The organism is Rossellomorea sp. H136 (assembly GCF_056838065.1).
The window spans coordinates 1,776,757-1,803,223 of sequence record NZ_CM166371.1; the positions used below are offsets into that span (position 1 = coordinate 1,776,757).

Sequence of the window (26,467 nt, forward strand, 5' to 3'; positions counted from 1 at the left end):
CTTCTCCTGAGCAACAGACCAATATGACAGATGTTGGTCTGTTTTTTGATATGTGATAGACGAATTTCACAGTCTTTGGTAAATTTAAACTATATTAAATGATGCGAGAATGAAGTTTATGAGATTTTCGTTGTACTTGAATGATTACGAAACAGAGAAGTTGTTTTCTACTTTGAGGTGGCTGTTTTTAGTGATCGCTACACTCATATTTTACGTACCACCCTTTTCAGATAATATCACTACCAATAAAGCGGTCTTTCCCTATTTATTAGTATCCGGGTTCATCTATATGCTTGTGACTCAAATTGCACTTGTCCGTGCCCGGGATGATAAGAGAAGTCTCCAACTCATTTTAAAAGCGGGGATTATGTTCGATTTTCTGGCATTAATCTGGCTGATGTTTTTATCAGAAGGGATACATAGTCCGCTTTATCCGATTTCAATTTTGTTTGTCATGCATGCAACCATTTATTGGAGAAGCAAAGGGGCCCTCATTTCTCTTGCAGTATTTAGTCTTGCATACCTTTTGATGGGAATCGTGACAGTCAACTTAACGGAATTCCAACATTATTTCACTCTTTCTTTTAATATGTTTTTCCTTTGGATCATTGGCCTTTTCGGTGCTCTGATTATGCTGAGGGAACGAGCCCATTATGCGCAAAAGGAAGCCTATCATCATCTCGCCCATAGAGATTATTTATCTGGCTTATTCAATCAGCTATCATTTCAGGAAAAGTTTAGACGGAAATTGGATGCGAATGAATCTTTCACCGTACTCCTTGGTGACATCGATGATTTTAAGAAAGTGAATGATGAATTCGGGCATTTAACCGGGGATGATGTGATTCGAAAGGTTGGAGAAGTCTTTCGTACTCTCTCGGAGACCTATAATGGACAGGCATTTCGATATGGAGGAGAAGAATTTGTCATCTTATTGCCACATATGGATGACGATGTTATTCATCAGTTTTTAAAGGAATTATACAGCCTATTGGAGACCTTAGCACCTATATCGATTTCCATGAGTTTCGGTCAGGCTGAAACAACGGAAGCCGAAGACCCGGAAAAACTAATCGCACTTGCCGATCAAAGGCTTTATGTAGCTAAGAAAGCCGGGAAGGGAAGGACCTGTCTTGCTAATGGTGAGCTTTTCATTCCATCAGCAGTCTAGAATGAAAAGAAGCTGTCCTCCTTTAGGACAGCTTCTTTTATGATTATATATTATACGAACATACCAGCAATTGCGGCACTTAGTAACGAAGCGAGAGCACCGGCAATGACGGCTTTTAATCCTAAGCGAGCGATATCTCCTCTTCGGTCAGGGGCAAGGTTACCAAGTCCACCAAGTAAAATACCTAATGAAGAAAGGTTCGCAAATCCACAAAGAGCGAAGGAGATGATGGCTACCGCTTTATCCGATAAGTTCCCGATTTCAGGAGCAAATGCGGAATAAGCAACGAATTCGTTGATGACAAGCTTTTGTCCAATGAAGTTTCCGGCGATGACTGCCTCACTCCAAGGAACACCGATAGCGAAAGCAAGTGGAGCAAAGGCATAACCAAGTATAAGCTCAAGTGAAAGGGCGTCCATACCGAACCAGCCACCGACTAAGCCAAGCAATCCATTGATCATTGCTACAAGTGCAATGAATGCCAGTAGCATTGCACCGATATTTAAAGCTAATTGAAGCCCGACGCTGGCACCTTTAGCCGCTGCATCGATCACATTTGCCGAATCAGAATCCGCTTCCATATCAAGTTCTTTTGGTTCAGGCGTACTATCCGTCTCAGGTACAAATAACTTTGCCAATACTAGTCCTGCAGGAGCTGCCATGAAGCTTGCTGCCAGTAAATATTCCAAAGGAACCCCTAATAGGGAATACCCGACTAATACGGAACCGGCAACGGAAGCCAGTCCACCTGTCATGACTGCGAAAAGTTCCGATTCAGTCATTTTAGATAGATAAGGTCTTACTACTAACGGAGCCTCAGTTTGTCCGACGAAAATATTAGCTGCTGCAGAAAGTGACTCTGCCTTTCTTGTTCCTAACAGCTTAGCCAGTCCGCCACCTAAAATTTTGATGAAAAATTGCATGATTTTAAGGTAGTAAAGGACTGAAATTAAAGCGGAAAAGAAAATAACGACAGGAAGGACATTAAATGCAAAAATAAACGCTATATTGGATTCTTCCGTATAAAGACCACCGAAAAGGAAGGTGATCCCTTCATTTGAATAATTGATAATAGCGTTTACAACTTGAGTCAATCCTTTAAGAGAATTCTGACCCCAAGAAGTTTCCAACACGATAAAAGCGAAAAATAACTGTATAGCTAGTCCACCAAGGACGGTTCTGAAATTAATACGCTTTTTGTTCGTAGAAAATGCAAAAGCAATTCCCAGAACGACAATGATACCCATGATACCCCATAAATATTGCACTTCTTTCACCTCTTCGAAATTTAAGTTTGTAACTTGATGCTTTCGGTTTTTTATTTTACAATTCTTTCAGACGTCTGACAACCTACAATTACATGATTTTCGTAAAGTTGTACGGACAACATCGTCATTAGTATGCGCCAATAAAGCGTTTTCATGAAAGGGGATACACATTTTGAAGATCAGAAAAAAATTTTTGGAAGGCTTGGAACAAAAAGTATATATCTATGAAAACAAGAAAGATGAGTTCATATTGATTTCAGTCCCGGATATTCGATGGTCTTATTCTTTTACCTATGGTGAAGATAATATACAAACAAAATTACTGGAGTCATTACAAGGAAGGGTTTCAAAAGAAACAGCAGAAACATTAAGTTCCCGAATTGTTCAATGGACAAGTGAAATGTAAGTGTCCTTAAAGTCATTTTGGTCAATACTGTAAAGCGAGATAGTGAAAATGCAAATTCATACCTATAAGAAATGATGTGTGAAACATGCCTGATTTACTAAGGTGTTGATTCTTTGTTGCATTGTCACTTTAGAACGAATATGATGAGAAAGTGAGAATGCCGAGAAAGGATTTTATGAATGAAAATAGACTTTATACAGGAAGTTCAGTCAAGACGGACTTTCGCTATTATTTCCCACCCGGATGCCGGGAAAACAACATTAACTGAGCAACTTCTTCTCTTTGGAGGGGCGATTCGGGCAGCTGGTACTGTAAAAGGTAAGAAATCAGGAAAGTTCGCGACATCTGACTGGATGGAAATTGAGAAGCAGAGAGGGATTTCGGTCACTTCTTCTGTGATGGCTTTCGACTATGATGATTATCGGGTGAATATCCTGGATACACCTGGCCACCAGGACTTTTCTGAAGATACTTATAGAACGTTGATGGCTGTTGATAGTGCGGTCATGATCATCGATTCAGCCAAAGGGATTGAAGCACAAACCTTAAAGCTTTTCAAAGTTTGCCGAATGAGAGGCATACCGATCTTCACATTCATTAATAAGCTCGACCGTCAAGGCCGTGAGCCATTGGAGTTGTTGGAAGAGCTTGAAGAAGTACTTGGAATTCAATCTTATCCGATGAATTGGCCGATAGGAATGGGGAAAGAATTCTTAGGTATCTATGATCGCTTCCATAATCGAATAGAGCAATTCCGCGTGGAGGATGAAGATCGTTTTATTCCTTTAAACGAAGAAGGTGAAATCGAGGGAGAACATCCCTTGAAGGAAAGCAATTTATATGATCAGACCCTTGAAGATGTGTTGCTTCTGAACGAAGCGGGAAACCAGTTTTCACGTGAGCGAATAGCGAATGGAGAGCTTTCTCCCGTTTTCTTCGGAAGTGCATTAACGAATTTCGGTGTTCAGACGTTTCTTGAAACGTATTTACAATTCGCACCTTCTCCTCAGCCAAGGAATTCCGACGCTGGAGAAATCGAGCCGACGGCAGAGGAGTTTTCTGGTTTCGTGTTCAAGATTCAAGCTAATATGAATCCCGCTCACCGTGACCGGATTGCATTTGTCCGCATCTGTTCAGGACAATTCGAGAGAGGCATGACGGTTAATCTTTCCCGCACAGGTAAATCGATTAAGCTTGCTCAATCTACACAATTTCTTGCAGACGATCGAAGCACTGTAAACGAAGCAGTGAGTGGGGATATCATCGGGGTTTATGACACGGGTACGTATCAAATCGGTGATACGCTTGTTCAAGGAAAGCAAAGCTTCCAATATGAAAAGCTCCCTCAATTTACACCGGAACTTTTTGTTCGTGTTACAGCTAAGAACGTAATGAAACAAAAGCATTTTCAAAAAGGGATTCTTCAACTTGTTCAAGAAGGTGCCATCCAATACTATAAGACCCGCACCGAAGATATTATCCTAGGTGCAGTCGGGCAGCTTCAGTTTGAAGTATTCGAGCACAGAATGAAAAATGAATACAACGTTGATGTGAAAATGGAACCGATTGGATCAAAAATAGCTAGATGGATTGAAAATGAAGAAGATGTTAAGGAAACAATGTCAAGCTCTCGAAGCATGCTGGTGAAAGACCGTCATGACAACCTGGTCTTTTTGTTTGAAAATGATTTTGCTATGAGATGGTTCAATGATAAAAATCCGGACATTCGACTATATAGTTTGATGTAAAAGTTGTGAACACCCCTCAAGAATTAGACTTGGCGGGGTGTTTTTTTGTAATCGGATTGGAAGGGGGCAACTGGTGCCGATTGATTTTCCCCCATTATCAAGTGAATTTATCCCAAAATAAAAGTATATTAGTAGCATTATCCAGGAGGAAAATCTTAGTTATATGCATATAACTAAGATTTTCATAATAAAGGGAGGAGAGTTAAAAATGAACATCGCATGTGGAATGGAGAGGAAAGAAGAATTGCTATTCTGTAAAAAAATCGGTGTTGATTGTGCACAAGGTTACTTCATCTGAAAACCGGCTCATGAGGCAAAAGAACCATTTGCGAAATCCCTATTTGTATAGCTGAAATGACCTCTCTTCTTGCAAAAGAGGTCATTTTTTTTAATGAAAATCATTGACATATTTCGATACGATGATAAAATACTACTATAAATACTTTAGTGCTTAAAAGCGTTTAAGAGCGAAAGAGGCTGATCCCCCTTGCGATCTCTTAGCGAATGAATTAAATATATTTGTCTTGAGCAACGCAGTAGGAAATAGGAAGACAGCAATCAGAGACTAGGCGGCAGGTGAAAGCTTAGGTCCTTTATTTCTGAATTACATTGCTTATAAATCCTCTAATTAAATGAGGATTTATCCAGGGACAAACCTTTATGAAGTGGGAATAAACCAATTGTCAACTATTCATGAGTAGTAGTTAGTAATGAATAGTGGTAATGTATGACAATAGGTTCATTCCAATTAGGGTGGTAACGCGGAGAACTCTTCGTCCCTATTCGGGATGGAGAGTTCTTTTTGTTGTTCTTTCTATTCCAATTCATCAATTTCAACTTAGAGAAGGAAGTGTTACTATGTTAAACATCCAAAGCGTAAACAAACCAAATGTTATAGAAGCATCAGTGATATTGCTCGCTGTACTGGGGATTATCAGTGGCAGTATTATTGGGCTCGAATCAGTCCCTCATATTCCCATTATCCTATCGCTCTTCTTTTTGATGGTGTATGGGCTAAGTCGTAAAGTGAAATTCAAAGAGATTGAACAAGGGATGATTGTTGGGGCACAAGGTGGCTTAGGAGCTATTTTACTCTTTTTCTTCATTGGTCTTCTTGTGAGCAGTTGGCTACTCAGTGGAACCATTCCCACTTTGATGTTTTATGGATTTGAATTTGTATCACCCAATTATTTTTATGCGATTGCCTTTTTGCTTACTTCCTTGAGCGGAATCGTGATTGGAAGTTCATTGACGACGGCGGCAACCATAGGGGTGGCGCTTATCGGAATCGGTGAGGCGATGGGACTGTCCATGAGTATCACAGCAGGCGCGATTGTTTCAGGAGCTTTTTTTGGAGATAAGATGTCGCCATTATCAGATACAACGAACCTTGCTTCTTCTATTGTGAAGGTAGATTTATTTACTCATATTCGTAATATGGCCTGGACAACTGTCCCTGCATTCATTATTACACTCATCGTTTTTGGGTTTTTATCACCGGAAACAAGTGATGTGAATTTAACCCAGCTGAAATCGTTACAGGATGGCTTGGATCAAACAGGTCTGGTTCATTGGTACAGTCTCCTTCCTGTATTATTACTAATTGCACTCATCGTATATAAGACCCCTGCACTACTAACACTTGCGATCAATATAGTTGTCTCAATGGGCCTTTCGTTTTTACATGGATCTTTGAAGCTGAATGAACTGTTCCAGGTTTTATTTTCAGGGTACGAGTCAAAAACGGGTGTGGAATCCATTGACTCCCTTTTAACAAGAGGAGGGGTAAACAGCATGATGTTTACGATTTCCCTTGTCATCCTTTCTCTAAGCCTTGGTGGATTATTATTTAAGCTTGGTATTATACCTGTCTTACTTAATAAAATTTCAACGATCCTTCAATCAGGAAGAAGGACGATTCTTTCAACGGCTCTATCGGCCATCGGTATAAACCTGGTTGTAGGGGAGCAGTATCTGTCCATCCTATTAACGGGAGAAGCATTTCAATCCCAATATAAGAAGCTTGGGTTACATCCCAAGAACTTATCACGTACGTTAGAAGATGCTGGAACGGTCATTAACCCGTTAGTGCCATGGAGTGTATGTGGTATATTCTTAACTGATGTATTAGGTGTTGCCACGGTAGAGTATTTACCGTTTGCAATCTTTTGTCTCATTTCTCCCGTCATAACGATTCTTTATGGATTTACCGGCTGGACCATAGAAAAAGAACATACCGAAACGAATCCAATTGCATCAAACTAACATTTTATAAAGAAGAAATAAATAGGACTGTACTGGTCATTCATCGGATTTTTTCTAAAGATGAATTATCCAGAGTGCAGTCCTTTTCGTGTGATTTCAACATAATTTGGGAAATGATGATTGTAATAATATCCCCCAATTGCAATCACTGAAAAATGAAAAAGGGGAAGAACCATCATCATGATTGATTTCTTTAGTAGCAACACACCTTCTTGGAACATGAATACTTCTATGGTTAACAGGAAAAGGATGGTCAACAGTGCATATTGCTTATCCTTATATCTAAAGAAGATCACCAATGTATAAAGATAGGTGGTAAACCAAATGTACACCGCATTTCCCGCAATCAAGTCCCGTGTAGGATTAGAGAAATGATGCAATGGGATGATATATAGTTCCAAAAGGGATGAAAGAATCCAGGCACAGGATAGAGAGACGGTCGACAGAGCAAAAAACAAGGTAATGAATAGTACATAGTGATTAGGATCATTTTCAAACAGCTTCCACCACGCTTTAGACAGTATGATAGCAATGATTAAGAAAAATGATGTGTAATACGATTGCCACCAATGGTGTTCGTACAAACTTGAATAGGTGAACCATGTTTCAATGAGAAAGAATAAACCAACGATCAAGGCAATCCTGGTTGCTTTTAAATGATATACAACAATATACGTGATCGCAATTGGCACTGAAAACGCCTGGGAACTAATCGACCCTAACACGCTGTCATTGTAATTATTCGATAATATTTGGGGATGATACGTATAGCTGTTAAATAAAACAAAGATGATATATTCAAATACATAAGCTAAACCGGAAATGAAAAGCCAAAATAATAAAATCCGAGCAGACATATGACGGTTCTTAACGACAATTATTACCAACAGGATAATGCTGATAAGACTAAGGGATACAAATGGAACCCAATTCGCCATACTAATGCTCCTAACGTTTCATTATAAAAATAGTGTTTACAGATTAGGTGTATTTATTTATCAAGGTGAATAATTTGTGAAACTTTTCTCTTGTATAAGCTTTAATATTGAAGGATTTTCCTGAAGAGACTATAGTTAACATTAACTGCTTCCGAACCGTAGTGAACAATATAGATATAGAAAGGGGAGCACCCGTTTGAAAATTAGTGATTTTTCCATACGCCGTCCCGTATTCACCATAGTCACAATGCTACTCATTCTTATTCTTGGAGGAGTGTCCCTCCTCCGAATCCCATTAAAGCTCATTCCTGATCTCAATCCTCCGGTCGGGGTCGTCGTGACCAATTATCCGGGCGCCAGTCCTGAAGAAGTGGTGGAAAAGTTGACTAAGCCACTGGAAGAAAGCTTGTCAACTTTACCAGGAATGAAAAACATCCAATCTACTTCCAGGGAAGGCTCAAACTTCATTCTCCTTGAATTTTCATGGGCAACTTCCATTGATGAGATAGAAAATGATGTCCTTCAAAGAATGGATCAAACTCCACTTCCAGATGGGGCGGATAATCCCAGGTTTCTTAAGTTCGATCCAGCCCAATTTCCAATCATTCAATTCTCGTTACGTGAAGAGGGTAAGGAAAGTAAATTAAAAACGCTATCTGAGAATTTGAAATTGGAATTAACCCGGGTTGAAGGAGTGGCCAATGTAAACGTTTCTGGTTCACTCAAGGATGAAGTGGTCATTGAATTAAATCAACAAGCACTTAAAGATAATCGTCTAAGTCAATCTGACGTTATTAACACGATTAGAGCAAGTAATGTAACATCACCTGGGGATACTATAGAAACTGATGGACAAACCTTAACCACCCGTGTTATGAGTGCATTACAGTCCGTTGATGAACTGAAAAAATTGGTGCTTCAAGTGAATCCTCAAAATGGTAAGAGGATTACCCTTGGGGAAGTGGCGGCTGTTGAGAAGAAGCAGCAGGACACAAATACGATCACTCGTGCCAATCAAGAATCTGCCATCCTTTTTAGTGTGTTACAACAATCCGACGCAAACACAGCTTCTGTTTCAAAAGCATTTCAAGATGAACTGGATCGTCTACTTCAACAAGACCAATACAAATCAATCAAGGCAGACATTCTCTTTGATCAGGGGGACTACATTACCCAAGCGATAGGAAATATTGCAAATTCCCTAATCATTGGCGGGGCATTTGCCATGCTTGTTCTATTTCTATTCTTGAAGAATGTAAAGAGTCCGTTAATCATTGGTGTGGCGATTCCATACTCTGTCATCGTTACATTTGTCTTAATGTTCTTTGCTGATTTTGCTTTGAATATCATGACTCTCGGAGCACTTGCCCTGGGAATTGGAATGCTTGTGGATAATGCCATTGTTGTAATTGAAAATATTTATCGGCACCTTTCTCTTGGGAAAACACCCAGAGAGGCTGCGAGTATCGGAGCTAAAGAAGTGGGTGGAGCCATTACGGCATCTACTTTAACAACAGTTGCCGTGTTTTTACCAGTTGTCTTTATTTCAGGTTTACTTGGTGAATTATTTACCGAATTTGCCCTGACCATTTCTTTTAGCTTATTAGCATCGCTCGTAGTAGCCTTAACGGTCATCCCGATGCTAGCAAGCAGATTATTGAAGAAGCCTAAAGGAAATCTCGAAGCGAAGCGAAGGCGCTCCAAGAGCAGAAAAACATTTGCCAGGTCTGTCAAGTGGGCCCTTCGTCATCGATTCACCGTCCTGTTTATTACGGCTCTCACTCTGGTCGCAGGTGGTTTTGGCTTAACGACGGTAGGAACACAGTTTTTACCACCTACGGATGAAGGTTTTTTTAATATGAGAGTCGAATTAGATAATGGAGCATCCGTGGAAGAGACGAATAAAGTTGTAAACGCAATTGAAGATAGGCTGGAAAAGGAAAAAGATGTTGATGTTTTTGTAAGCCTGGTCGGTACAACCCAGGAAGAGTCCTTTAGAGGAAGTTCAAAAGGGAATATTGCCGAAGTGTATGTGAAAATGAAGCCTCTAGAAGATCGTGGGAGGTCCATATTCACTTTTGTAGATGAAGTAAAACCTGAGATAGAAAAAGCTGCGAAAAACATAAATGATTCATCGGAAATTTCATTTAACCTTCAGTCAACATCAGGTTCTAGTCCTCAAACCCTGACGTTCAATTTAAGGGATACAGATCCAAATCGATTGGATCAATCTGTTGATGCATTATTTAATTCTTTGAAGGGTATGAAAAACGTATCAGAAGTGACGACCGATCAAATGGAAACGGTCAAAGAAGTCCAAATGACAGTGAACCGTGACAAAGCTCTCGAACAAGGGCTGGCACCAGCTCAGATAGGCACCCTTGTACAGGATGTAACACGAGGTGTATTGGCGACACAAATGGTTACAGAAACGTCTGATGTCATAAATGTACTCGTCCAATATGACCGTAATATTACTGAGAATCTGGACTCTCTGAAGAAACTACTGATCCCTAACGGACAAGGAAAATATATTCAATTAAATTCTGTAGTGGATTTTTCGATAGAAGATGGTCCTGTCAGTATACAAAGAATCGATCAACAGCATGCAGTTCAATTCACTTTGAAGTATTCATCGTCCACCAATCTCGGGACAATCTCGAAAGCTGTGGATGAGAAGATAGAATCTTTGGAACTTCCGAATGAGACTTTGGTTTCATTCAGTGGTGACAGGGAGTTACTGGAAGACTCCATTGACGATATGGCACTTGCACTTGGACTCGCAATTGTTCTTGTCTATATGGTCATGGCTGCACAGTTTGAATCATTTAAGTATCCATTTGTCATTATGTTTACTGTGCCGCTCATGGTCATCGGGGTCGCAATAGCTCTGGCGGTAACTCAAACACCTATAAGTATTTCAGCGATTATTGGTGTCATTGTCCTGTCAGGCATTGTTGTAAACAATGCGATTGTGATTGTCGATTACATCAACCAGCGAAAAGAATCAGGAACCAATAGCTTTGATAGTATTGTTGAAGCGGTTCAAGATCGGGCACGGCCGATCTTAATGACCGCATTGACGACTATACTTGGCTTGTTACCTCTTGCTCTCGGACTCGGGGAAGGTACTGAGATCAATCAGCCTATGGGTATAGCCGTAATTGGTGGGTTAATAAGCAGTACACTGTTAACGATTTATGTCATTCCGATAGTATATAGCTTCTTTGATAAAGAAACGAGAAGAATGAAGAGAAATCGTGAAGCATACGGTAATAAAGAATAGTCAAAATCAAACGAGCTAACCTTACAGCTAAGTAGTCACCTCCTTAAAAGAGCAGGTATCTTAGACTGCAGGTTAGCTTTTTTATTTCCCATTTTGAAAGAAGTCATTGGCGGGGGGAAGCGATATGAAGAAAGGGATATATTTAATCACGGGGTTTCCAGGGTTTTTGAGTCGTAATATTGTGGAAGAATTAATTAGTCAAGAGAAGGCATCAACGATCTACATGCTCCATTTAGACACTATCACTATAGAAGCAGAGGAATTAGCCGGGAAGCTTGCAGGAAACAAAGGAACCGACCTCATTTTAGTGAAGGGGGACATTACACAACCTGACCTTGGAATGTCAGAAGAAAAAATAGGTGAAATACGAGAAACAGTGGAGTATGTCTGGCACTTGGCTGCCATCTATGATCTTGCCGTGCCTGAAAATCTTGCATTTAAAGTAAACGTTGAGGGAACACGACACGTTAATTCTTTCTGTAAAACTCTTCACCGATTAAAGAGATATGTTTATTTCTCTACTGCGTTTGTGGCCGGCACACGTAAAGGAGAAGTTTATGAGAACGAGCTTGAGTATCCAGACAGCTTTAATAATTTTTACGAACAGACAAAGTATGAAGCAGAGGTATACGTTGCGGAACTGAAGGAATTCCTGCCGATTACGATCATCCGTCCCGGTATCGTTAAAGGAAGTTCAAAGACGGGTGAGACAGTTAAGTTTGATGGTCCGTATTTTATTATGAATATGTTTAAACGATTATCGTTTTTACCTTGGATACCCTTTCTCGGAGAAGGAAATGCCCTTATCAATATCGTTCCCGTAGAATATGTCGTCCGAGCTTCTATATACCTCGGCCACGAAGGAATCGGAACAGGAAAAACCTATCATCTTACCGATCCACAACCAGTGACGGTAAAGGAAGTGTATGAACAGATTCTATGGCATATGTACAAAAAGCAGCCGCGGGGAAGAGTTCCCTTATCTATTTCCAATTGGGCACTGGGCTTTCGGTTTGTACGCAGATATTTGAAGGTTGAACGTGAAGCGCTTGATTATTTTACACTTGAAGGAAGGTTCGATTGTCAATATGCTCAAGAAGACTTAAGAGGATCTCACATTCAATGCCCAACCCTCTCAAGCCAAATTGAAAAAATGGTTGAATTTTATCTTGAACATTCATCTAACGAAAATTTACATGTGAAGATTAATTAAGGATGTTTTCATGAAGATTGTTAGATAGTGTCTTAATCCTCGTAATAATTGGGAGAGAAATGGTAAAAATAATGGGAGAAGCATCAATAGGAGGATTCTCGAGATGTCATTTTCCCTTACGCAAGAGCCGACCCGGTACATACATCCTATAGTTTATATACTTCATCTCCAATTGCTGGGTTGCCCATGAAAACTTCTATTACAAAATTAGAAGGAATTCTATGGAGCATAGCACTCCCTGGTTTTCCGCAATTACTGGTTGGACTTTGGTTTAAGGGAACGTTATTTGTGCTTCTCGAGATTATCATCAATGTTCAAAGTAACTTCAATCAAGGGATTATGTATAGTTTTTTAGGGGAAACACATAAAGCAGCGTCTGTAATTGATTATCAATGGTTGATGTTTTATCCATGTCTTTATATGTTTGCCATGTGGGATGCTTATAAACTTGCTCAAACCAAGGAAGAGCCTTATATATTTTTACCTTTTGTCATGTCTGCTTATATGGTGACAGTTGGCTTGATGTACTCTCCGAAGGTATATTTATTTGGTGAATTTATAGGACCTATCTTTTTGCCGATGTTGTTTGTGATTCCCGGAGTGGTACTTGGGCTGATCATTCGGTCAATCCTCATCCGGATCCATTAAGTTTTATCTCTTTACGAAACGTCATTCATGAGGTAAGATATGGCTATACAACTTAAACGTTTTCTACCTGTCAAAGGGGAGTAGCTATAGGTGACATACCTAAACAAAGTCGTCAGTTCATGGATTATTCCATCGGCTTTGTTGGCATAATGATTATGCTCAGCAAGACCTTTGCCTTATTTAGGCAAGGGTCTTTTTATTTTATAAAAATCCTTGCCTATTGGAAAACTAACTGTGTAAATAGGAGGGACTTACATTAATGGATGCTTCAATGTTATTGGAATATGGTTGGGTACTGCTCATCCTTGTCGGTCTTGAAGGAATTCTGGCTGCTGATAATGCAGTTGTTATGGCGGTCATGGTTAAACATCTGCCGGTAGAACAAAGAAAGAAAGCACTCTTTTATGGTCTGTTAGGAGCATTTGTATTTAGATTTGCTGCACTATTTCTCATTTCGTTCTTAGTGAATGTATGGCAGGTTCAAGCCATCGGGGCAATCTATTTATTCTATGTGTCGATTCATCATTTCGTTAAAAAGAGGAAAGACATGGGAATTGTTGAGTCAGAGTCAAACAAGGGCTCAGGTTTCTGGACGACGGTATTAAAGGTGGAACTTGCAGACATCGCCTTTGCAGTTGACTCCATGTTAGCTGCCGTAGCTTTAGCGGTTACTTTGCAGCCAACCGGATGGTTTGATGTCGGTGGAATTGACGGCGGTCAGTTTATCGTCATGTTCCTTGGTGGAATAATCGGCCTGGTGATCATGCGATTTGCTGCAACATGGTTTGTGAAACTATTGGAGAAATATCCTACATTGGAATCAGCGGCATTTTTAATTGTTGGTTGGGTTGGGGTGAAGCTGGCTGTCTTTACGCTGGCTCATCCTGATGTGGCGATCCTGGATCACCACTTCCCTGAATCAAAGCCATGGAAGCTCGTCTTCTGGACCGTATTAATCCTTTTATCGGTAGGAGGATACTTATTATCCAGAAAGAAAGCAAAACAGGAAGAAGCTAAAGCAGAAACAAAAGCAGAAGCCAAAGCAGAATAAAAAAAATCGAAAGCTAACGTGAGAAAAATTCACGTTAGTTTTTTTACTATAAGAACCTCCCCCTTACCATTCATTACCTCCTTGAGAACTTTTTTAATTTAAATTTGTATAAACCCCCTCAAAAAAAATCCGCATAACGTAACTCCTTTAATAAGGCGATCGATCGACCAATAAAATTTAACTTCCGAGGTGTACATATGACAAAACATTCTAAATTAATGAAATCATCTTTAGCTGTATTAGTAGCAGGATCTATTAGCTTTTCAGGTTCATTGGCTTATGCGAATAACGATGAAAAAACGTTCGACACGGTTACAATTGAGCAAAAGGACAGTACAGGAGTTACAGTGAATGATGAAGCTATGATTGATTCTGCTAAAACAGAAATTGAAAAATTAGAAAAGACAGAAACTCCATCATTACTTCCTGGTGATTTCTTTTATTTTGCTAAGCTTGCTCTAGAGAAAGTGAAGCTTGCCTTTACGATGGATGATGCGGAAGAAGCCAAATTAGTAGCTGAGTATGCAGCAGAAAGACTTGCTGAAGTAGAAGCTTTATTTGAAGAAGGTAAAGAAGAGGAAGCCATCGAAGCAATCAATCATGCCATCGAAATGATTCAACGCTCTGGAGAAGAATTACCACACGGTGAGAATGAAGAAGCTTCTAACGATGATTCAATGAAAGAGTTAGAGGGCGAAACAGAAGAAGAATCGAATACTGAAGAGGAAAACAGTGAAACTGAACAAACCAAAGATGGTAATGAAGAAGGAACTGCAAAAGAAGCAGATTCCGAAGAAAAATCCGATGAAATGACTGAAATGGAAGAATTAATGTCACAAAATATCATTGCTCTTAAAGCTAATCTGGAGAAAGTGAAGAACCCTAAAGCGAAAGCCGCCCTTCAAAAGAACATTGAAAAAAGTTATATGAAATTAGCCGAAAAGCTCGCAAAGCTAGAAGGAAAATCGTCGAAAAAAGCAAATGCTCAAGAAGAAACAGAATCCGATGAATCCATGAAGGATGACTCTGTAACTCCGGTTGAAGAATCAGCAGCAAACGATACAACGATTGATGAAAACACAGATGAAAATAAAACTGTGGCAAGTCCAACAGTGAAAAAAGAAACAGAAAAAACTACACCAGTAAAAGTTCAGCACGTTGAAAAAGAAGTGAGAAAAGAATTAAAGCAACAACAAAAGCAAGTGAAAAAAGAAGGTAAAGAAGTACGTAAACAAATGAAAAACGAGGAAAAACAAGCTCGACATGATGTTAAAGAAGAAAAGAAACAACATCATCCAGCTGCAAAACAAAAGGAACACCAGGGACAGAACAGGGAAAGCGGAAAAGAAAACGGCAAGGGCCACAATAAAGATTAAGTATAGAGCAATAGCTTCAGGATAAGTTGGAATTCTAATGACAGTCAGTCACGAAGGGGATACTGGACCTAAAGTAATTTTCCATTTACTTGGTTGAGTGCATCTGGAAAGATTACTTAAGCAGTACCCCTTCCTCTCTATTATCCTTTTAAAATCAACATCATATGAGTATAATAGTGTGCAGGATGGAGTGAGACTGATGCTAAATGTATTACTATTTTTACTAGCCAGACAAAAGAAAAAACAAACGCTTGAAGACATGGCGATACTAATACAAAATGGTGATGAACAAGTACTGAACATAGTCTTGGAAGACTATAAGCCATTTATAAAAAAAACGGTATCTTCAGTCTGCAAAAGATATATCTATGAAAGTGATGATGAATTTAGCATCGGTCTTATTGCCTTTCATGACGCTATCTTAAAATATAATCATCAGCGAGGGTCATCTATCATCAGTTTTTCTGAAGTAATCATCAAACGGAAAGTAATAGATTATATCAGAAAGAACGGAAGGTTTCAGGATGTGAGCATCGACATGAGTCTGCTTGAGGATGATGATGAGACCGCAAATTTAACAATCGAGCAAATCGTCTCTGTTGAAGAATATGGAAAACAGCAAGAAGGAAAGAAGAGGCGGGAAGAGATCATCTCTTTCCAAGAACATCTTTCTCACTTCAAATTATCCTTCCATGAGCTGGTAGAACAATCACCTAAGCATGAAGATGCCAGACTGAATGCCATTGACATTGCTAATACGGTAGTGAATTCCAAAGAATTATTGGACTACCTCCTTGAAAAGAAACGATTACCCATAAAAAAATTAGAGAAACAGGTTAACGTTAGTAGAAAAACAATTGAGAGAAATAGAAAATATATTATTGCCATTACTCTTATTCTTATTGGAAATTATGTGTATTTACGGGATTACTTAAAAGGGCGGTTAGAGATATGAAAAAAGGGATCATTATGGAAATCAAACGTGATATCCTCGTTATGATGACGTCAGAAGGGGAATTTCTGACGGGAAGTAGGCAGCCCAATCAAAATTATACAATAGGCGAAGAAATTCCTTTCTTTCCTTTGCATCATGAACCTGCTATGGGCAAACGATCCTTTAAATGGAATTGGAAGGTATCGACTGCATTATTAACAGCCATAATCATCGTCCTCACCCTGTTTTCAAGTGGTTTCTTACAGAGTAACCAGGCATATGCCTATGTGTCTGTCGATATAAACCCAAGTATGGAATTGACATTGAATGAAAAACAACAGGTGATAAAGATTACTCCTTACAATCAAGATGCCAAAGTGCTTCTAGAAGAGTTAGATGGCTGGGGAAACATGCATGTAAGTGAAGTGACAGAGGAAATCTTCCTTCTATGTGAAGAAATGGGATATATAAATGAGAATCAAAATGTTCTCATCACCTCTTCATTTATTGAGGATTCAAATGATCAGCTTGAAGAAGATTTGGTTACTGAAATAAATAAGTTTGTTCAAGAATACACCACAGACCACAACATGAACATCACAGTGAAAGAAACATCGCAGGAAATGAGAGAAGAAGCTTCTGATAAAGGAATGACTGCAGGCTCTTTATTACGGGAAACTGAAAAAACAGAAACACCTAAACCCGTCGAGGATACAAAAAGAGAGATAACAGACGAAGACGTCCTCAAAGAGGGAATAAAGAAAGAGAAGAGTTCTAAGGTTGAGAATCAAAAGGTTGATTTACGTTCAGTGGAGAAGAAGCAGAAACCAGAGGGTATTGAGAAACTTCAAAAAAATGATAAAACCCATTCAAATCAAGGAAAGAACCCAGGAAAGGCTTTACAGACTGAACGAAAAAACAATTCTTCTGATTATCAGCATTGGAAATCCAATGATCATTCTAATCGTGATAAAGACAAATATAGAGGAAATGCAAAATCGAATAGTCCCAAAAATAATAAAGAAGAAAATGAACGAGGTCAAGACAGAAAAGAAGAAAAGAAACGAAATCATAACGATTGGAAAGAAGATAAGAGACGAGATTATCAAGACAGGAAAGAAGACGAGAAAAGGGATCACCAAGAACGAAAAGATAATAAAAAATATAAAGATGATTAAAAAACGCGGCCCATTTGCAAAAATGGGTCGTTCTCATTTATAAGGGGTAGCTGGTGAATCCAGCTACCCCAAGCCAATATTATTTAGTTTGTTGTCCGGAAAGTTGAGATTGAGCTTGTTTAACCAGTCGTTTTGTAATTTCTCCTCCAACGGATCCGTTAGAGCGAGCTACAGTATCTGATCCGAGTGTCACACCAAATTCTTGAGCGATTTCATATTTCACTTGATCAAGGTATTGTTCAACACCAGGTACGAGTAATTTATTACTGCTTCTAGCCATGGTTGTTTCCTCCTTAGTAGTAGACTTGAAACAATTATGTTTCTGTAGTAGTATTATTTGTCTTATTTCTTCGAACATGAATGGTAATATTTCGCCGGAATTGTATAGTTTGTATGTGAGGAGATGAATCACTGATACATGGTGGTTTAAGCTTCATTCCTTAAAGAAAGAATAAACATATAGGAAATTATCCATTTTTCCTTTCATTCTTCGTACATATTCATTAAGATAGAAAAGGAAATAACCTTGAAAGGGAAATACACAAATGTGGTATAAACTTAGATTAAACTTGAATAAATTGACTCCAGCTCAAGTAATAGTGACCTTCTATCTTATCGCTGTAACAGTGGCAACGATTCTATTGAGCTTACCATTTGCTCATAAACCCGGGGCAGAGTGGAGTTTTATTGATGCTATTTTCACTTCCGTCAGTGCCGTGAGTGTAACCGGCTTAACGGTTGTAAGTACTGCGGATACGTTTAACACAGTAGGGATTTTCTTATTGATATTTGTTTTACAGTTCGGTGGAATTGGAATCATGACTCTTGGAACTTTTTTCTGGCTCTTGGTAGGAAAGAAAATTGGTTTGAAAGAGCGACGATTGATTATGTTGGATCAAAATCAATCCAATTTGTCCGGCTTGGTTCTTTTGTTAAAACAAATACTCCTCCTCATCATTATTATTGAACTAGTAGGTGCATTCATTTTAGGGGTTTATTTTTTGAGTTATTATCCAAGTTGGCAGGAAGCTTTCATACATGGGCTCTTCGCCTCTGTAAGTGCAACAACTAACGCTGGCTTTGATATCACTGGTCAGTCACTTATCCCATTTAAAAATGACTATTTTGTTCAATTTATTACCATTATATTAATTACGTTGGGTGCAATCGGATTTCCCGTATTGATTGAAACAAAAGACTATCTATTGAATAAACAGCGAAGTAAACATCATTTTTCGTTGTTTACCAAAATTACAACCATTACTTTTGGGCTGTTGTTGGTATTTGGTACTTTGATTATTTGGTTATTCGAATATGATCAATTTTTTGCAGGAATGACATGGCATGAATCATTCTTTTATTCATTGTTTCAGTCTGCATCCACTAGGAGTGGTGGACTAGCAACCATGAATGTCGCAGAGTTCTCCACTCCGACACTGATGGTGATGAGTGCGCTTATGTTCATCGGAGCATCCCCAAGTTCAGTTGGCGGTGGAATCAGGACGACCACGTTTGCATTAAACATCCTGTTCTTATTTCACTTTGCCAGAGGCAATCAAACGATTAAGGTTTTTAGAAGAGAGGTACATGAACAGGACATCATTAAATCTCTTGTTGTTACGATGGTGGCTGTTCTTATGTGTTTTGTGTCGGTCGTTATCTTAACGATTACAGAAGATCACAGTCTGATAGAAATAATCTTTGAAGTGGCATCGGCCTTTGGAACAACAGGTTTATCATTAGGGATTACTTCGGATTTATCTTCTGTAGGGAAGTGCATCATTATCGCGCTAATGTTCATCGGTCGTGTAGGAATACTCGCTTTCCTGTTTATGATAGGTGGAAAAGAAAAAACAACCAAATATCATTATCCAAAGGAAAGGGTCATTATTGGATAAAAAAGCGATGCATGCCGCATCGTTTTTTTATTTGAGCACAGAATAGGGTACATCAAAGTAAATCCAAAGGAAGAGAATGATGGGGATGGATATAATCCATCCTACAATCGGGCTTTTATGATGAACAATGAGAACGGTGAACATCATAATATTAAATAGGATATCCCATCCCAAATGCCACCCGTTGTGATAGGTCATCATCCCAAGTACATAGGATAATCCTTCCGTCACACCATAAATACCGGTCCACAATAGTATCCATGCTAGTTTTCCCCGGAATGTTGAGGGGAGCCTGCCGATAAAGATAGAAATAGTTGAGGTGTATTGAACAACCATTTTAGATAGTGAAATGATCGTATGATTCAGGTTGATGTGATTTCCGAATGGTGTAATTGTTTGGAACTTCCACATTGAATAGTCATATAAAAGGAATTGGGATAGTAAATCACCAATAATAAAAAAAAGTAGAGTTGGATAATAGCTATAGAAATCTTTCCAATTTCCGAATTTCCACCCGAGAAGAATGTAACAAAGTAAGAAGGCAAGTATCATTTCATATCCTCATTTAGCATTTTTGCTTAGTTTTTGGTTTAATGCTTCATTTATTCAGATTTTTTCTACTAGTAATGGAATACCTTTCTCAGCCCATATCATATTTCTTTTGGAATGGAAAGAGTATCGGCTGGGGAAAGTAAGGTTACAAAGGAGATGAGTTAATGATGAAACGTAAAGCTCAGTATAATGCTGCTGAAAAGAACAATCAAACACCATTAAAGAATAAGCAAGAAGCAGAATTCTCCGCTGAATTCTCACAAGGAGAAGATCCTGCGAAGGGAAAGAATAGAAACTCTTCTCAAGGTATGAAGGGTAGAAGCTGATGAAGGATAAAAAACAATCTTCCCGTGAAGAGTTTGGTCAGGAATTTGGAGATGTTAATGCCGCTAAGATTCTGGAAGTGATTCAAAAACAGCCAAAAGAAAAAGAAGACAAGAAAAAATGTTAAGCGAACTGCTTAACATTTTTTCTTGTTTATAGTGAAATAGATTGTTGGCCAAACTCAAATACGGTAGATTGACCTGAGGCTGGTTCAAAATAAGCTAATACATACTGATCTTGTCCATCCTTCGACTGAATCGTTTCAAGGAGTGTATGCTTATACAATTCTTTTTCATTTAAGTTTAGCCGAGTGAAAGCGTCACCTACGATGGATGGTTGTGCCAGCAAGGTTTGATAAATAGCAGACCTTTCTTCTTTCGTCAGTTCATGTGTCCACCAAGGCTTTCTTGGTTTGTACTTCTGATTCTCTAAATAATCCAGTTTCATTAAACCTTCAATAATCGAAATGTTATAACTTGTCTCTGTATATAAAAACTCATGCAGTCTTTTAAACAAATCCTCCAGTTGATGTCCGATTCTTGACCAACCACGGTTTTCCCAGTACGAGCCGAATAGTTGGAAGAAATCAAATGGGGTTTCAAAGCATTCGGTCACCAGATATTCGATCGTCCGATCCATACGATGATCGTTCCAATACTTTTCTAATACATCTTCAACCTGTTTGATCCTAACGATATCATCAAAGGATAATACATTGTTGCCAAGGATCTCATAAGGTGAATGATCCATGTACGTATATTGATGGTCGTTGGCACGAATCCTTAAGCCCGTACCACGAAGCATTTTCAGGAATCCTAATTGAAGTTCCTCTGGACGCAGTTCAAATACATCATTGAAGGTTTTCCGGAATGAATTGTAATCCTCTTCAGGCAGGCCGGCAATCAAATCCAGATGCTGATCGATCTTTCCTCCATCCTTAACCATCGTAACGGTTCTTGTAAGTTTAGAGTAATTTTGTTTTCTCATCACAAGATCATTCGTTTCGTCATTTGTTGATTGAATTCCAATTTCAAAGCGAAATAACCCTGCTGGGGCATTTTCGTTCAGGAATTCAATGACTTCCGGTCTCATGATGTCTGCTGTGATTTCAAATTGGAAGACGGTTCCAGGCAAGTGTTCGTCGATTAGAAATTGAAACATTTCCATGGCATAGCTTCGGCTGATATTGAACGTACGATCCACAAATTTAATTGTTTTTGCGCCATTTTTCATTAAGAATCGAATGTCATCTTTTACCTTTTCTCTGTCAAAGTAACGTACACCTACTTCGATCGAAGAGAGACAGAATTGACAACGGAAGGGACAACCTCTGCTTGTCTCGATATACGTAACCCTCTTACCTAAATGAGGCAGGTCTTCTTGAAAGCGAAACGGTGAGGGTACTTCTCTTAAATCAATTTTATTCTGCTGCGGCTTTATGACCGGTTTTCCATCTACTAAGTAAGCCACCCCATGGACCTTTGAAAAGTCCCTATCGCCATCCAATTCATCCAATAACTGCTTAAAGGATTCTTCCCCTTCACCGATAACGATAAAGTCAACGTCTTGAAGGCGCTCCAACCAGTAGGGAACATCATAGGTTACTTCTGGTCCTCCTAGGACGATGGTTACTTCAGGCAGGATTTTGCGAAGGATCTTGATCACTTTGATCGTCTCTTCGATATTCCAAATGTAACAGCTGAATCCTATAATATCAGGTTTTTTCGAGAATAAGTCACTAGCGATGTTAAGAGTGGGATCCTTAATCGTGTATTCAGCCAAATCTATCTCATGTTCAGGCTCTGCAAAGGCCTTGAGACAACGAATGGCAAGATTGGTGTGAATATATTTTGCATTTAACGTACTTAAAACGACCTTCTTCATAAATAAGCTCCTTTTATACTAAGCTCACTTGATGGACCATGTGAACCATTGTAAACCATATTTTCCAACATATACGAGTTGTTCGTACATCTAATCCAGACCGTACTGATTATCATTTTATCTAAGGAAGAGAGAAAGCTCAATGTTTGTCTAGAATGAATTTAAATTTATTGTAAGTATTAGAAGGAATTTAAGGAAAAGTTACGAATAGTATAATAAAATGAATAGTTTTTTGAAAATTGTGTAGAAGATGATTAATATATACCTTAAGAGAATAGATACTGATGAAAAGGGACTGACCCGTGTCTGCTATTGGGTCAGCCCTTTCTAGTGAGGTTTATCTTGTTTTCATTTCTCTTTTTGAAAGAAGTTTCTGGAGCTTGGTTGATTTAAACTCCACAATCGGTTGCGTTATGCTTGTGAAAAACTTTGTCGAGAAAATCATTGTCAGAACCAATGACACACCGAGTAAGATTAATAAACTCGTAGTGGGATCTATTGTATCCTTCAGCTGGCTTTCCCGGAATAAGCGTATAAGAAAGCCGTGCAGCAAGTATACATATAGCGTGTTTTTGCCCCATTTAGTGAAGAATTGTCTTTTCGTAGGGACAAAGGTAAAGAAGCTAAAGATCATCACAACGTTCAGCATGTAAACAAATGCCCTGACAGCTAAACTAACGGCGTTGTTCCCTTCGAAGTCTCCATAAGGCTTAGAGCCAAGTAACCATTTATCGGAGAATTCAGGGATGAAATACATTCCTAAAAATACGAGAATAAATAATGTTCCTGCCACTATACGTGCTTTACTCGTTTTAAAATATTCGAAGTGCTCCTTCTCCAAATAATAGCCCATCAAGAAAATCGGAAAGAAAACAAATGTTCTGGATAGGCTAAGATAGTTCGAAATCACATCAGCAAAACCTACAAGCAGCCCAATGGAAAAAGCGATTGTCAATCCGATGCCGGGCTTTAACTTAAACCACTTGATGAAAACATACAATAATGCGTTCCAACAAAATAAGCTGATGAGGAACCATAATGACCAGTGCGGATTAAGAGGATCGACTTCAAATGTTGATTTTTGATAAAGAAAATAGTAATACACCGTGTAGATTAATTGAAACACAATGTAAGGAAGAATTAATTTTTTCGCCAGTTTTTGAATATATCCCTTTTTATAAAATCCTTTTGCGAAAAACCCTGCCACAAGAATAAAGGCTGGCATGTGGAAGGTGTAAATCGTTTTGTACAGAGAAAGGATAAATGGATCGCTTTCTATATAGGACCGGATCAAATGTCCAAATACAACCAGGAAGATCAAAATGAATTTGGCATTGTCGAAGTAATAGTCACGCTGTTTCATATCTTCACCATCTCTTAGAATAGATTTATCCTAATTCATTCTTACCCTAGGATACAATGAGTAAAACATGAATTTCACTGTTAATTATCACCAATAGTATGGGAAGCTATGCGGACTCTATAATGACCTGAGCCAATAGTCGTCTTTTAAAATAGTAGGGGGATGAGGAAATGACTAATAGTAGTAATTTGCAGAAAGAGTTGAATAAGGAAGAATGTCATCCCGTCGATAGGGAAATTTGCTTAGCATCACCCATGCCGATGTTCGTGATCAATAAAGAGTTGAAAATTGTCTTTGCCAATGGAGAAGCATGTGAAACACTGCAGACCACGAAAGATAGGATTGTAGGTACACTGTTCAGTAACTTTTTTTCTTCAGTTCCAGCCCCGATTGTGGCTCATTATAAGGAAGTAATGGAAACCGGAAAGAACCTTGAAGATGAAACCTTAATGAATATTAGTGATAAGAAAATCATCCATATTGAACTATTGCTTAAAAAATCGATCATTTCTCCTAATGCCTATTTGTATTTCAAAGATGTAACGGCACTAAAGGAAAAAGAGCGGAAAGATCATATGAATGTCCATTTGTTATCGAATATTTTTCAAAATGCATCAGAAGGAATTGTTCTCTTTGATATAGAAGGAAATATTAACGACGTGAATCAGGCGTTCAGTTCACAAGTCGGATTGGAAAAGGATGAAATCACAAACAGGAACATAAGCTCATTTATCCCTAAAAGTGCGCATTATAAGGTTAAAAAGATAAAAAAACTGATTTCTCAAAACAAAAAAGCCCGTGGGGAAATTCCAATAAAAAAATCACACAGCATTTCAATTGTGGAATTCACCACAAGTCCGTATGTGCATCACAAGCTTCATATGGCCATTCTTAGGGATGTAACCGAGAAGAGGCAGATGGAGATTCAATTAAAACGAAACGAAGAGTTGTTTAAAGGTTTATTTGAAGAAGCGATTGATGCGATCGTATTATGGGATCAGGATGGCAGAGTACTTAAAGCGAACTCTTCTGCTCTGAAGATCTTTGAATGCTCCCTTTCAGAGCTTCTTTCGAAGAGGATCCGTGACTTTGTTTATCCTCTGGAAAGCCAAAAGTTTGATTTAGTCATGGAACAGTTAAACAGAAGCGGTGCAGTAAGGGATGAAGTACTGTTTCTGATGCCTAACAATCAGTTAAAGCATTTGGAATTCACTTCTAAACTTCATTCCGTAGATGGGTATAACATGACGATCTTCAGAAATGTCAGTGAGCGTTATCAAATGGAAAAGGAACTACGGGAAAGCGAGGAGAGGTTCAGGAAGATTTTCGAAGGTTCACTGGACGGCCTGATCCTTACCAATCACAATTATGTTGTCGTAGACGCAAATCCTGAAGTGAGTAAGATCATTGACATCGAGAAAGACCACCTAATCGGTAAAGATGTACGTGAAATTTTGAATATAGAACCCGGTGAAGAGCCCTATGATGAATACTTACAACAATTGAAAGAAGACGGGCAGGCGACATTTTTAAAAACATTGACTTCTCATAGGGATAAGGTTCAATACATTGAGCTTTCATCCAAGTACAATTTACTCTCTAATTTAAATCTAACGATCATTCGTGACATTACAGAACAAATTGAAATGCAGGAGCAGTTGAGAAAGTCTGATACATTGAGTGTGGTTGGGGAGCTTGCTGCAGGGATTGCCCATGAAATCAGAAATCCAATGACCGCCCTTAAAGGCTTTATTCAATTGTTGGAAAATAGTGTGGGTCAAGATCATGAGATGTACTTCAATGTGATTACTTCTGAGTTTCAGCGAATTGAATCCATCATTACTGAGTTCCTGGTATTAGCAAAGCCACAGGCGATTCAATATCAAGAAACGAATTTAATCAGGATCATGAAAGATACTGTTGAACTATTAAGTGCTCAGGCAGTCATGCATAATGTGCAATATGAGGAGAGTTACCAAGCGGACCTCCCAACCATCATCGCAGAGCCCAATCAGTTAAAGCAGGTATTCATTAATGTCATCAAGAATGCTATTGAAGTCATGACGGACGGTGGATTCATTTCCATCCGGATCCAAGAGACGGATGATGAAATGATTCACATTCGCATAAAAGACCAGGGGGGCGGGATATCAAAGGATAAGATTAAAAAGCTTGGTGAACCTTTTTACACAACGAAGGAACGGGGAACTGGACTTGGCCTGATGGTAAGCTTTAAAATTATTAAAGAGCATAAAGGAAGCGTTCAGGTTGAGAGTATCGTCGGGGAAGGAACGATCTTCCACATTTATCTCCCTAAATCGTAAAGGAGTCCTGTATAATGTCATATGATTCTATTGTAATGGAGAGCCCGATTGGAAAGTTAGAACTTCAAGCGGATCAGAGCCATCTAATTTTGGTGCAATTTTTAGAAAGTGATTCACGAGAAGACTTTTACACTGAGAATCCAATATTAATAAGAGCACAAGAACAGATCACGGAATTCTTTAAGGGGGAGAGAAGAGAATTCGATCTTCCTCTAAAGATAGAGGGAACGGCTTTTCAGAAGGATGTATGGAACACCCTGCAACAGATTCCATTTGGTGAAACCCGGTCTTATCAGGATGTAGCCCTAGCGATTCAAAGACCTAAAGCTGTCAGGGCAGTAGGGCAAGCAAATAAAGCAAACCGTTTCCCCATCATCATCCCATGTCACCGTGTCATCGGAAAGAATAATACACTTACAGGCTATGCCGGTAAGCAGGTTGATAAGAAAGAAACCTTATTGTTGTTAGAAAAATAGAATAAAAACGAGGCTGGGACTTAGCCTAAGTCAAACCCGAACAAACCTGCTTCTTAGTGTGCAGATTTGTTCGGGTTTATTATTTATTTTCGAAATTTGATTTTAGCTGTTTCCAGCGGTTGATTGGAGTGCAAGACGAAGACTCATGCGGGAAGAGTAGCTTA

General features: G+C 38.9%; 22 protein-coding genes and 1 riboswitch. Of the genes, 16 read left to right on the forward strand and 6 right to left on the reverse strand.

Annotated elements, in window-relative coordinates; translation table 11 throughout:
- Positions 1 to 190 precede the first annotated feature (190 nt).
- Entirely contained in the window at positions 191 to 1,171 is a 981-nt protein-coding gene (locus ACYH0O_RS09005) for a GGDEF domain-containing protein (protein WP_482632003.1), read from the forward strand.
- A gap of 50 nt (positions 1,172 to 1,221) precedes the next feature.
- Here the strand turns inward: ACYH0O_RS09005 and ACYH0O_RS09010 are convergent, their stop codons facing one another.
- Entirely contained in the window at positions 1,222 to 2,439 is a 1,218-nt protein-coding gene (locus ACYH0O_RS09010; RefSeq protein WP_482632004.1) for a NupC/NupG family nucleoside CNT transporter, read from the reverse strand.
- A gap of 172 nt (positions 2,440 to 2,611) precedes the next feature.
- On the opposite strand from ACYH0O_RS09010, the gene ACYH0O_RS09015 reads away from it, so the two are divergent.
- From ACYH0O_RS09015 to nhaC, 3 genes are all read left to right on the forward strand, one after another.
- The gene (locus ACYH0O_RS09015) at positions 2,612 to 2,845 is read left to right on the forward strand and encodes a YueH family protein (RefSeq protein WP_482632005.1); all 234 of its coding nucleotides are present in this window, start codon (positions 2,612 to 2,614) and stop codon (positions 2,843 to 2,845) included.
- Between the two features lie 179 nt (positions 2,846 to 3,024).
- Positions 3,025 to 4,593 (forward strand): peptide chain release factor 3, encoded by a 1,569-nt coding sequence (locus tag ACYH0O_RS09020; protein ID WP_482632006.1) that lies wholly within the window; start codon positions 3,025 to 3,027, stop codon positions 4,591 to 4,593.
- 858 nt (positions 4,594 to 5,451) lie between these two features.
- Positions 5,452 to 6,858 carry a Na+/H+ antiporter NhaC gene (gene nhaC / locus ACYH0O_RS09025; protein WP_482632007.1) on the forward strand — a complete coding sequence of 469 codons (1,407 nt, stop codon included), beginning with the start codon at positions 5,452 to 5,454 and terminating at the stop codon, positions 6,856 to 6,858.
- Positions 6,859 to 6,923: 65 nt separating this feature from the next.
- Here nhaC and ACYH0O_RS09030 read toward each other — a convergent pair whose 3' ends face one another.
- Positions 6,924 to 7,796, reverse strand: a complete 873-nt coding sequence (locus ACYH0O_RS09030) for a hypothetical protein (protein WP_482632008.1) — start codon at positions 7,794 to 7,796, stop codon at positions 6,924 to 6,926.
- A gap of 196 nt (positions 7,797 to 7,992) precedes the next feature.
- Between ACYH0O_RS09030 and ACYH0O_RS09035 the strand changes: the two genes are divergently transcribed.
- The 7 genes from ACYH0O_RS09035 to ACYH0O_RS09065 all read left to right on the forward strand — a co-directional run bounded on the left by ACYH0O_RS09035 (position 7,993) and on the right by ACYH0O_RS09065 (position 17,482).
- The gene (locus ACYH0O_RS09035) at positions 7,993 to 11,082 is read left to right on the forward strand and encodes an efflux RND transporter permease subunit (RefSeq protein WP_482632009.1); all 3,090 of its coding nucleotides are present in this window, start codon (positions 7,993 to 7,995) and stop codon (positions 11,080 to 11,082) included.
- A 124-nt stretch (positions 11,083 to 11,206) separates the two neighbouring features.
- Entirely contained in the window at positions 11,207 to 12,295 is a 1,089-nt protein-coding gene (locus ACYH0O_RS09040; protein WP_482632010.1) for an SDR family oxidoreductase, read from the forward strand.
- Between the two features lie 186 nt (positions 12,296 to 12,481).
- Positions 12,482 to 12,943 (forward strand): hypothetical protein, encoded by a 462-nt coding sequence (locus ACYH0O_RS09045; RefSeq protein WP_426891512.1) that lies wholly within the window; start codon positions 12,482 to 12,484, stop codon positions 12,941 to 12,943.
- A gap of 63 nt (positions 12,944 to 13,006) precedes the next feature.
- A riboswitch (yybP-ykoY riboswitch) is annotated at positions 13,007 to 13,104 on the forward strand.
- A gap of 98 nt (positions 13,105 to 13,202) precedes the next feature.
- Positions 13,203 to 13,994 (forward strand): TerC family protein, encoded by a 792-nt coding sequence (locus ACYH0O_RS09050; RefSeq protein WP_149155300.1) that lies wholly within the window; start codon positions 13,203 to 13,205, stop codon positions 13,992 to 13,994.
- A gap of 197 nt (positions 13,995 to 14,191) precedes the next feature.
- On the forward strand, positions 14,192 to 15,370 hold the full coding sequence (locus tag ACYH0O_RS09055; protein WP_482632011.1) for a hypothetical protein: 1,179 nt from the start codon (positions 14,192 to 14,194) through the stop codon (positions 15,368 to 15,370).
- 199 nt (positions 15,371 to 15,569) lie between these two features.
- Positions 15,570 to 16,325, forward strand: coding sequence for an RNA polymerase sigma factor SigI (sigI, locus tag ACYH0O_RS09060; RefSeq protein WP_482632012.1), 756 nt, complete (start codon positions 15,570 to 15,572; stop codon positions 16,323 to 16,325).
- Complete coding sequence (locus ACYH0O_RS09065; protein ID WP_482632013.1) at positions 16,322 to 17,482, forward strand: anti-sigma factor domain-containing protein; 1,161 nt, start codon at positions 16,322 to 16,324, stop codon at positions 17,480 to 17,482. Before sigI ends, ACYH0O_RS09065 begins: the two co-directional genes overlap by 4 nt.
- Before the next feature lie 79 nt (positions 17,483 to 17,561).
- On the opposite strand, the gene ACYH0O_RS09070 is transcribed toward ACYH0O_RS09065, so the two are convergent.
- A complete protein-coding gene (locus tag ACYH0O_RS09070; protein ID WP_044337619.1) occupies positions 17,562 to 17,762 on the reverse strand; it encodes an alpha/beta-type small acid-soluble spore protein in 201 nt (66 codons plus the stop codon).
- Between the two features lie 265 nt (positions 17,763 to 18,027).
- On the opposite strand from ACYH0O_RS09070, the gene ACYH0O_RS09075 reads away from it, so the two are divergent.
- The gene (locus ACYH0O_RS09075; protein WP_149155304.1) at positions 18,028 to 19,380 is read left to right on the forward strand and encodes a TrkH family potassium uptake protein; all 1,353 of its coding nucleotides are present in this window, start codon (positions 18,028 to 18,030) and stop codon (positions 19,378 to 19,380) included.
- A gap of 27 nt (positions 19,381 to 19,407) precedes the next feature.
- Here ACYH0O_RS09075 and ACYH0O_RS09080 read toward each other — a convergent pair whose 3' ends face one another.
- The gene (locus ACYH0O_RS09080; protein ID WP_482632014.1) at positions 19,408 to 19,932 is read right to left on the reverse strand and encodes a CBO0543 family protein; all 525 of its coding nucleotides are present in this window, start codon (positions 19,930 to 19,932) and stop codon (positions 19,408 to 19,410) included.
- A gap of 164 nt (positions 19,933 to 20,096) precedes the next feature.
- On the opposite strand from ACYH0O_RS09080, the gene ACYH0O_RS09085 reads away from it, so the two are divergent.
- The gene (locus tag ACYH0O_RS09085) at positions 20,097 to 20,258 is read left to right on the forward strand and encodes a hypothetical protein (protein ID WP_188048447.1); all 162 of its coding nucleotides are present in this window, start codon (positions 20,097 to 20,099) and stop codon (positions 20,256 to 20,258) included.
- The gene (locus ACYH0O_RS09090; protein WP_482632015.1) at positions 20,258 to 20,383 is read left to right on the forward strand and encodes a hypothetical protein; all 126 of its coding nucleotides are present in this window, start codon (positions 20,258 to 20,260) and stop codon (positions 20,381 to 20,383) included. Before ACYH0O_RS09085 ends, ACYH0O_RS09090 begins: the two co-directional genes overlap by 1 nt.
- Positions 20,384 to 20,409: 26 nt before the next feature.
- Here ACYH0O_RS09090 and ACYH0O_RS09095 read toward each other — a convergent pair whose 3' ends face one another.
- The gene (locus ACYH0O_RS09095; protein ID WP_482632016.1) at positions 20,410 to 22,140 is read right to left on the reverse strand and encodes a B12-binding domain-containing radical SAM protein; all 1,731 of its coding nucleotides are present in this window, start codon (positions 22,138 to 22,140) and stop codon (positions 20,410 to 20,412) included.
- Between the two features lie 337 nt (positions 22,141 to 22,477).
- Entirely contained in the window at positions 22,478 to 23,503 is a 1,026-nt protein-coding gene (locus ACYH0O_RS09100; protein WP_426891505.1) for an acyltransferase family protein, read from the reverse strand.
- A gap of 170 nt (positions 23,504 to 23,673) precedes the next feature.
- On the opposite strand from ACYH0O_RS09100, the gene ACYH0O_RS09105 reads away from it, so the two are divergent.
- Both ACYH0O_RS09105 and ACYH0O_RS09110 read left to right on the forward strand, forming a co-directional pair.
- Complete coding sequence (locus tag ACYH0O_RS09105; protein WP_149155308.1) at positions 23,674 to 25,827, forward strand: PAS domain S-box protein; 2,154 nt, start codon at positions 23,674 to 23,676, stop codon at positions 25,825 to 25,827.
- Positions 25,828 to 25,841: 14 nt separating this feature from the next.
- Positions 25,842 to 26,303, forward strand: coding sequence for a methylated-DNA--[protein]-cysteine S-methyltransferase (locus ACYH0O_RS09110; RefSeq protein WP_149155309.1), 462 nt, complete (start codon positions 25,842 to 25,844; stop codon positions 26,301 to 26,303).
- Positions 26,304 to 26,467: the final 164 nt, after the last annotated feature.

What these genes read in the sequence shown, in the direction of transcription:
- ACYH0O_RS09110 (WP_149155309.1), top strand. Translation starts at nt 25,842, where the DNA reads ATGTCATATGATTCTATTGTAATGGAGAGCCCGATTGGAAAGTTAGAA.
- sigI (WP_482632012.1), top strand. Translation starts at nt 15,570, where the DNA reads ATGCTAAATGTATTACTATTTTTACTAGCCAGACAAAAGAAAAAACAA.
- ACYH0O_RS09040 (WP_482632010.1), top strand. Translation starts at nt 11,207, where the DNA reads ATGAAGAAAGGGATATATTTAATCACGGGGTTTCCAGGGTTTTTGAGT.
- ACYH0O_RS09100 (WP_426891505.1), bottom strand. Translation starts at nt 23,503, where the DNA reads ATGAAACAGCGTGACTATTACTTCGACAATGCCAAATTCATTTTGATC.
- nhaC (WP_482632007.1), top strand. Translation starts at nt 5,452, where the DNA reads ATGTTAAACATCCAAAGCGTAAACAAACCAAATGTTATAGAAGCATCA.
- ACYH0O_RS09080 (WP_482632014.1), bottom strand. Translation starts at nt 19,932, where the DNA reads ATGATACTTGCCTTCTTACTTTGTTACATTCTTCTCGGGTGGAAATTC.
- ACYH0O_RS09020 (WP_482632006.1), top strand. Translation starts at nt 3,025, where the DNA reads ATGAAAATAGACTTTATACAGGAAGTTCAGTCAAGACGGACTTTCGCT.
- ACYH0O_RS09085 (WP_188048447.1), top strand. Translation starts at nt 20,097, where the DNA reads ATGATGAAACGTAAAGCTCAGTATAATGCTGCTGAAAAGAACAATCAA.
- ACYH0O_RS09065 (WP_482632013.1), top strand. Translation starts at nt 16,322, where the DNA reads ATGAAAAAAGGGATCATTATGGAAATCAAACGTGATATCCTCGTTATG.
- ACYH0O_RS09095 (WP_482632016.1), bottom strand. Translation starts at nt 22,140, where the DNA reads ATGAAGAAGGTCGTTTTAAGTACGTTAAATGCAAAATATATTCACACC.
- ACYH0O_RS09055 (WP_482632011.1), top strand. Translation starts at nt 14,192, where the DNA reads ATGACAAAACATTCTAAATTAATGAAATCATCTTTAGCTGTATTAGTA.
- ACYH0O_RS09105 (WP_149155308.1), top strand. Translation starts at nt 23,674, where the DNA reads ATGACTAATAGTAGTAATTTGCAGAAAGAGTTGAATAAGGAAGAATGT.
- ACYH0O_RS09050 (WP_149155300.1), top strand. Translation starts at nt 13,203, where the DNA reads ATGGATGCTTCAATGTTATTGGAATATGGTTGGGTACTGCTCATCCTT.
- ACYH0O_RS09075 (WP_149155304.1), top strand. Translation starts at nt 18,028, where the DNA reads ATGTGGTATAAACTTAGATTAAACTTGAATAAATTGACTCCAGCTCAA.
- ACYH0O_RS09070 (WP_044337619.1), bottom strand. Translation starts at nt 17,762, where the DNA reads ATGGCTAGAAGCAGTAATAAATTACTCGTACCTGGTGTTGAACAATAC.
- ACYH0O_RS09030 (WP_482632008.1), bottom strand. Translation starts at nt 7,796, where the DNA reads ATGGCGAATTGGGTTCCATTTGTATCCCTTAGTCTTATCAGCATTATC.
- ACYH0O_RS09045 (WP_426891512.1), top strand. Translation starts at nt 12,482, where the DNA reads ATGAAAACTTCTATTACAAAATTAGAAGGAATTCTATGGAGCATAGCA.
- ACYH0O_RS09090 (WP_482632015.1), top strand. Translation starts at nt 20,258, where the DNA reads ATGAAGGATAAAAAACAATCTTCCCGTGAAGAGTTTGGTCAGGAATTT.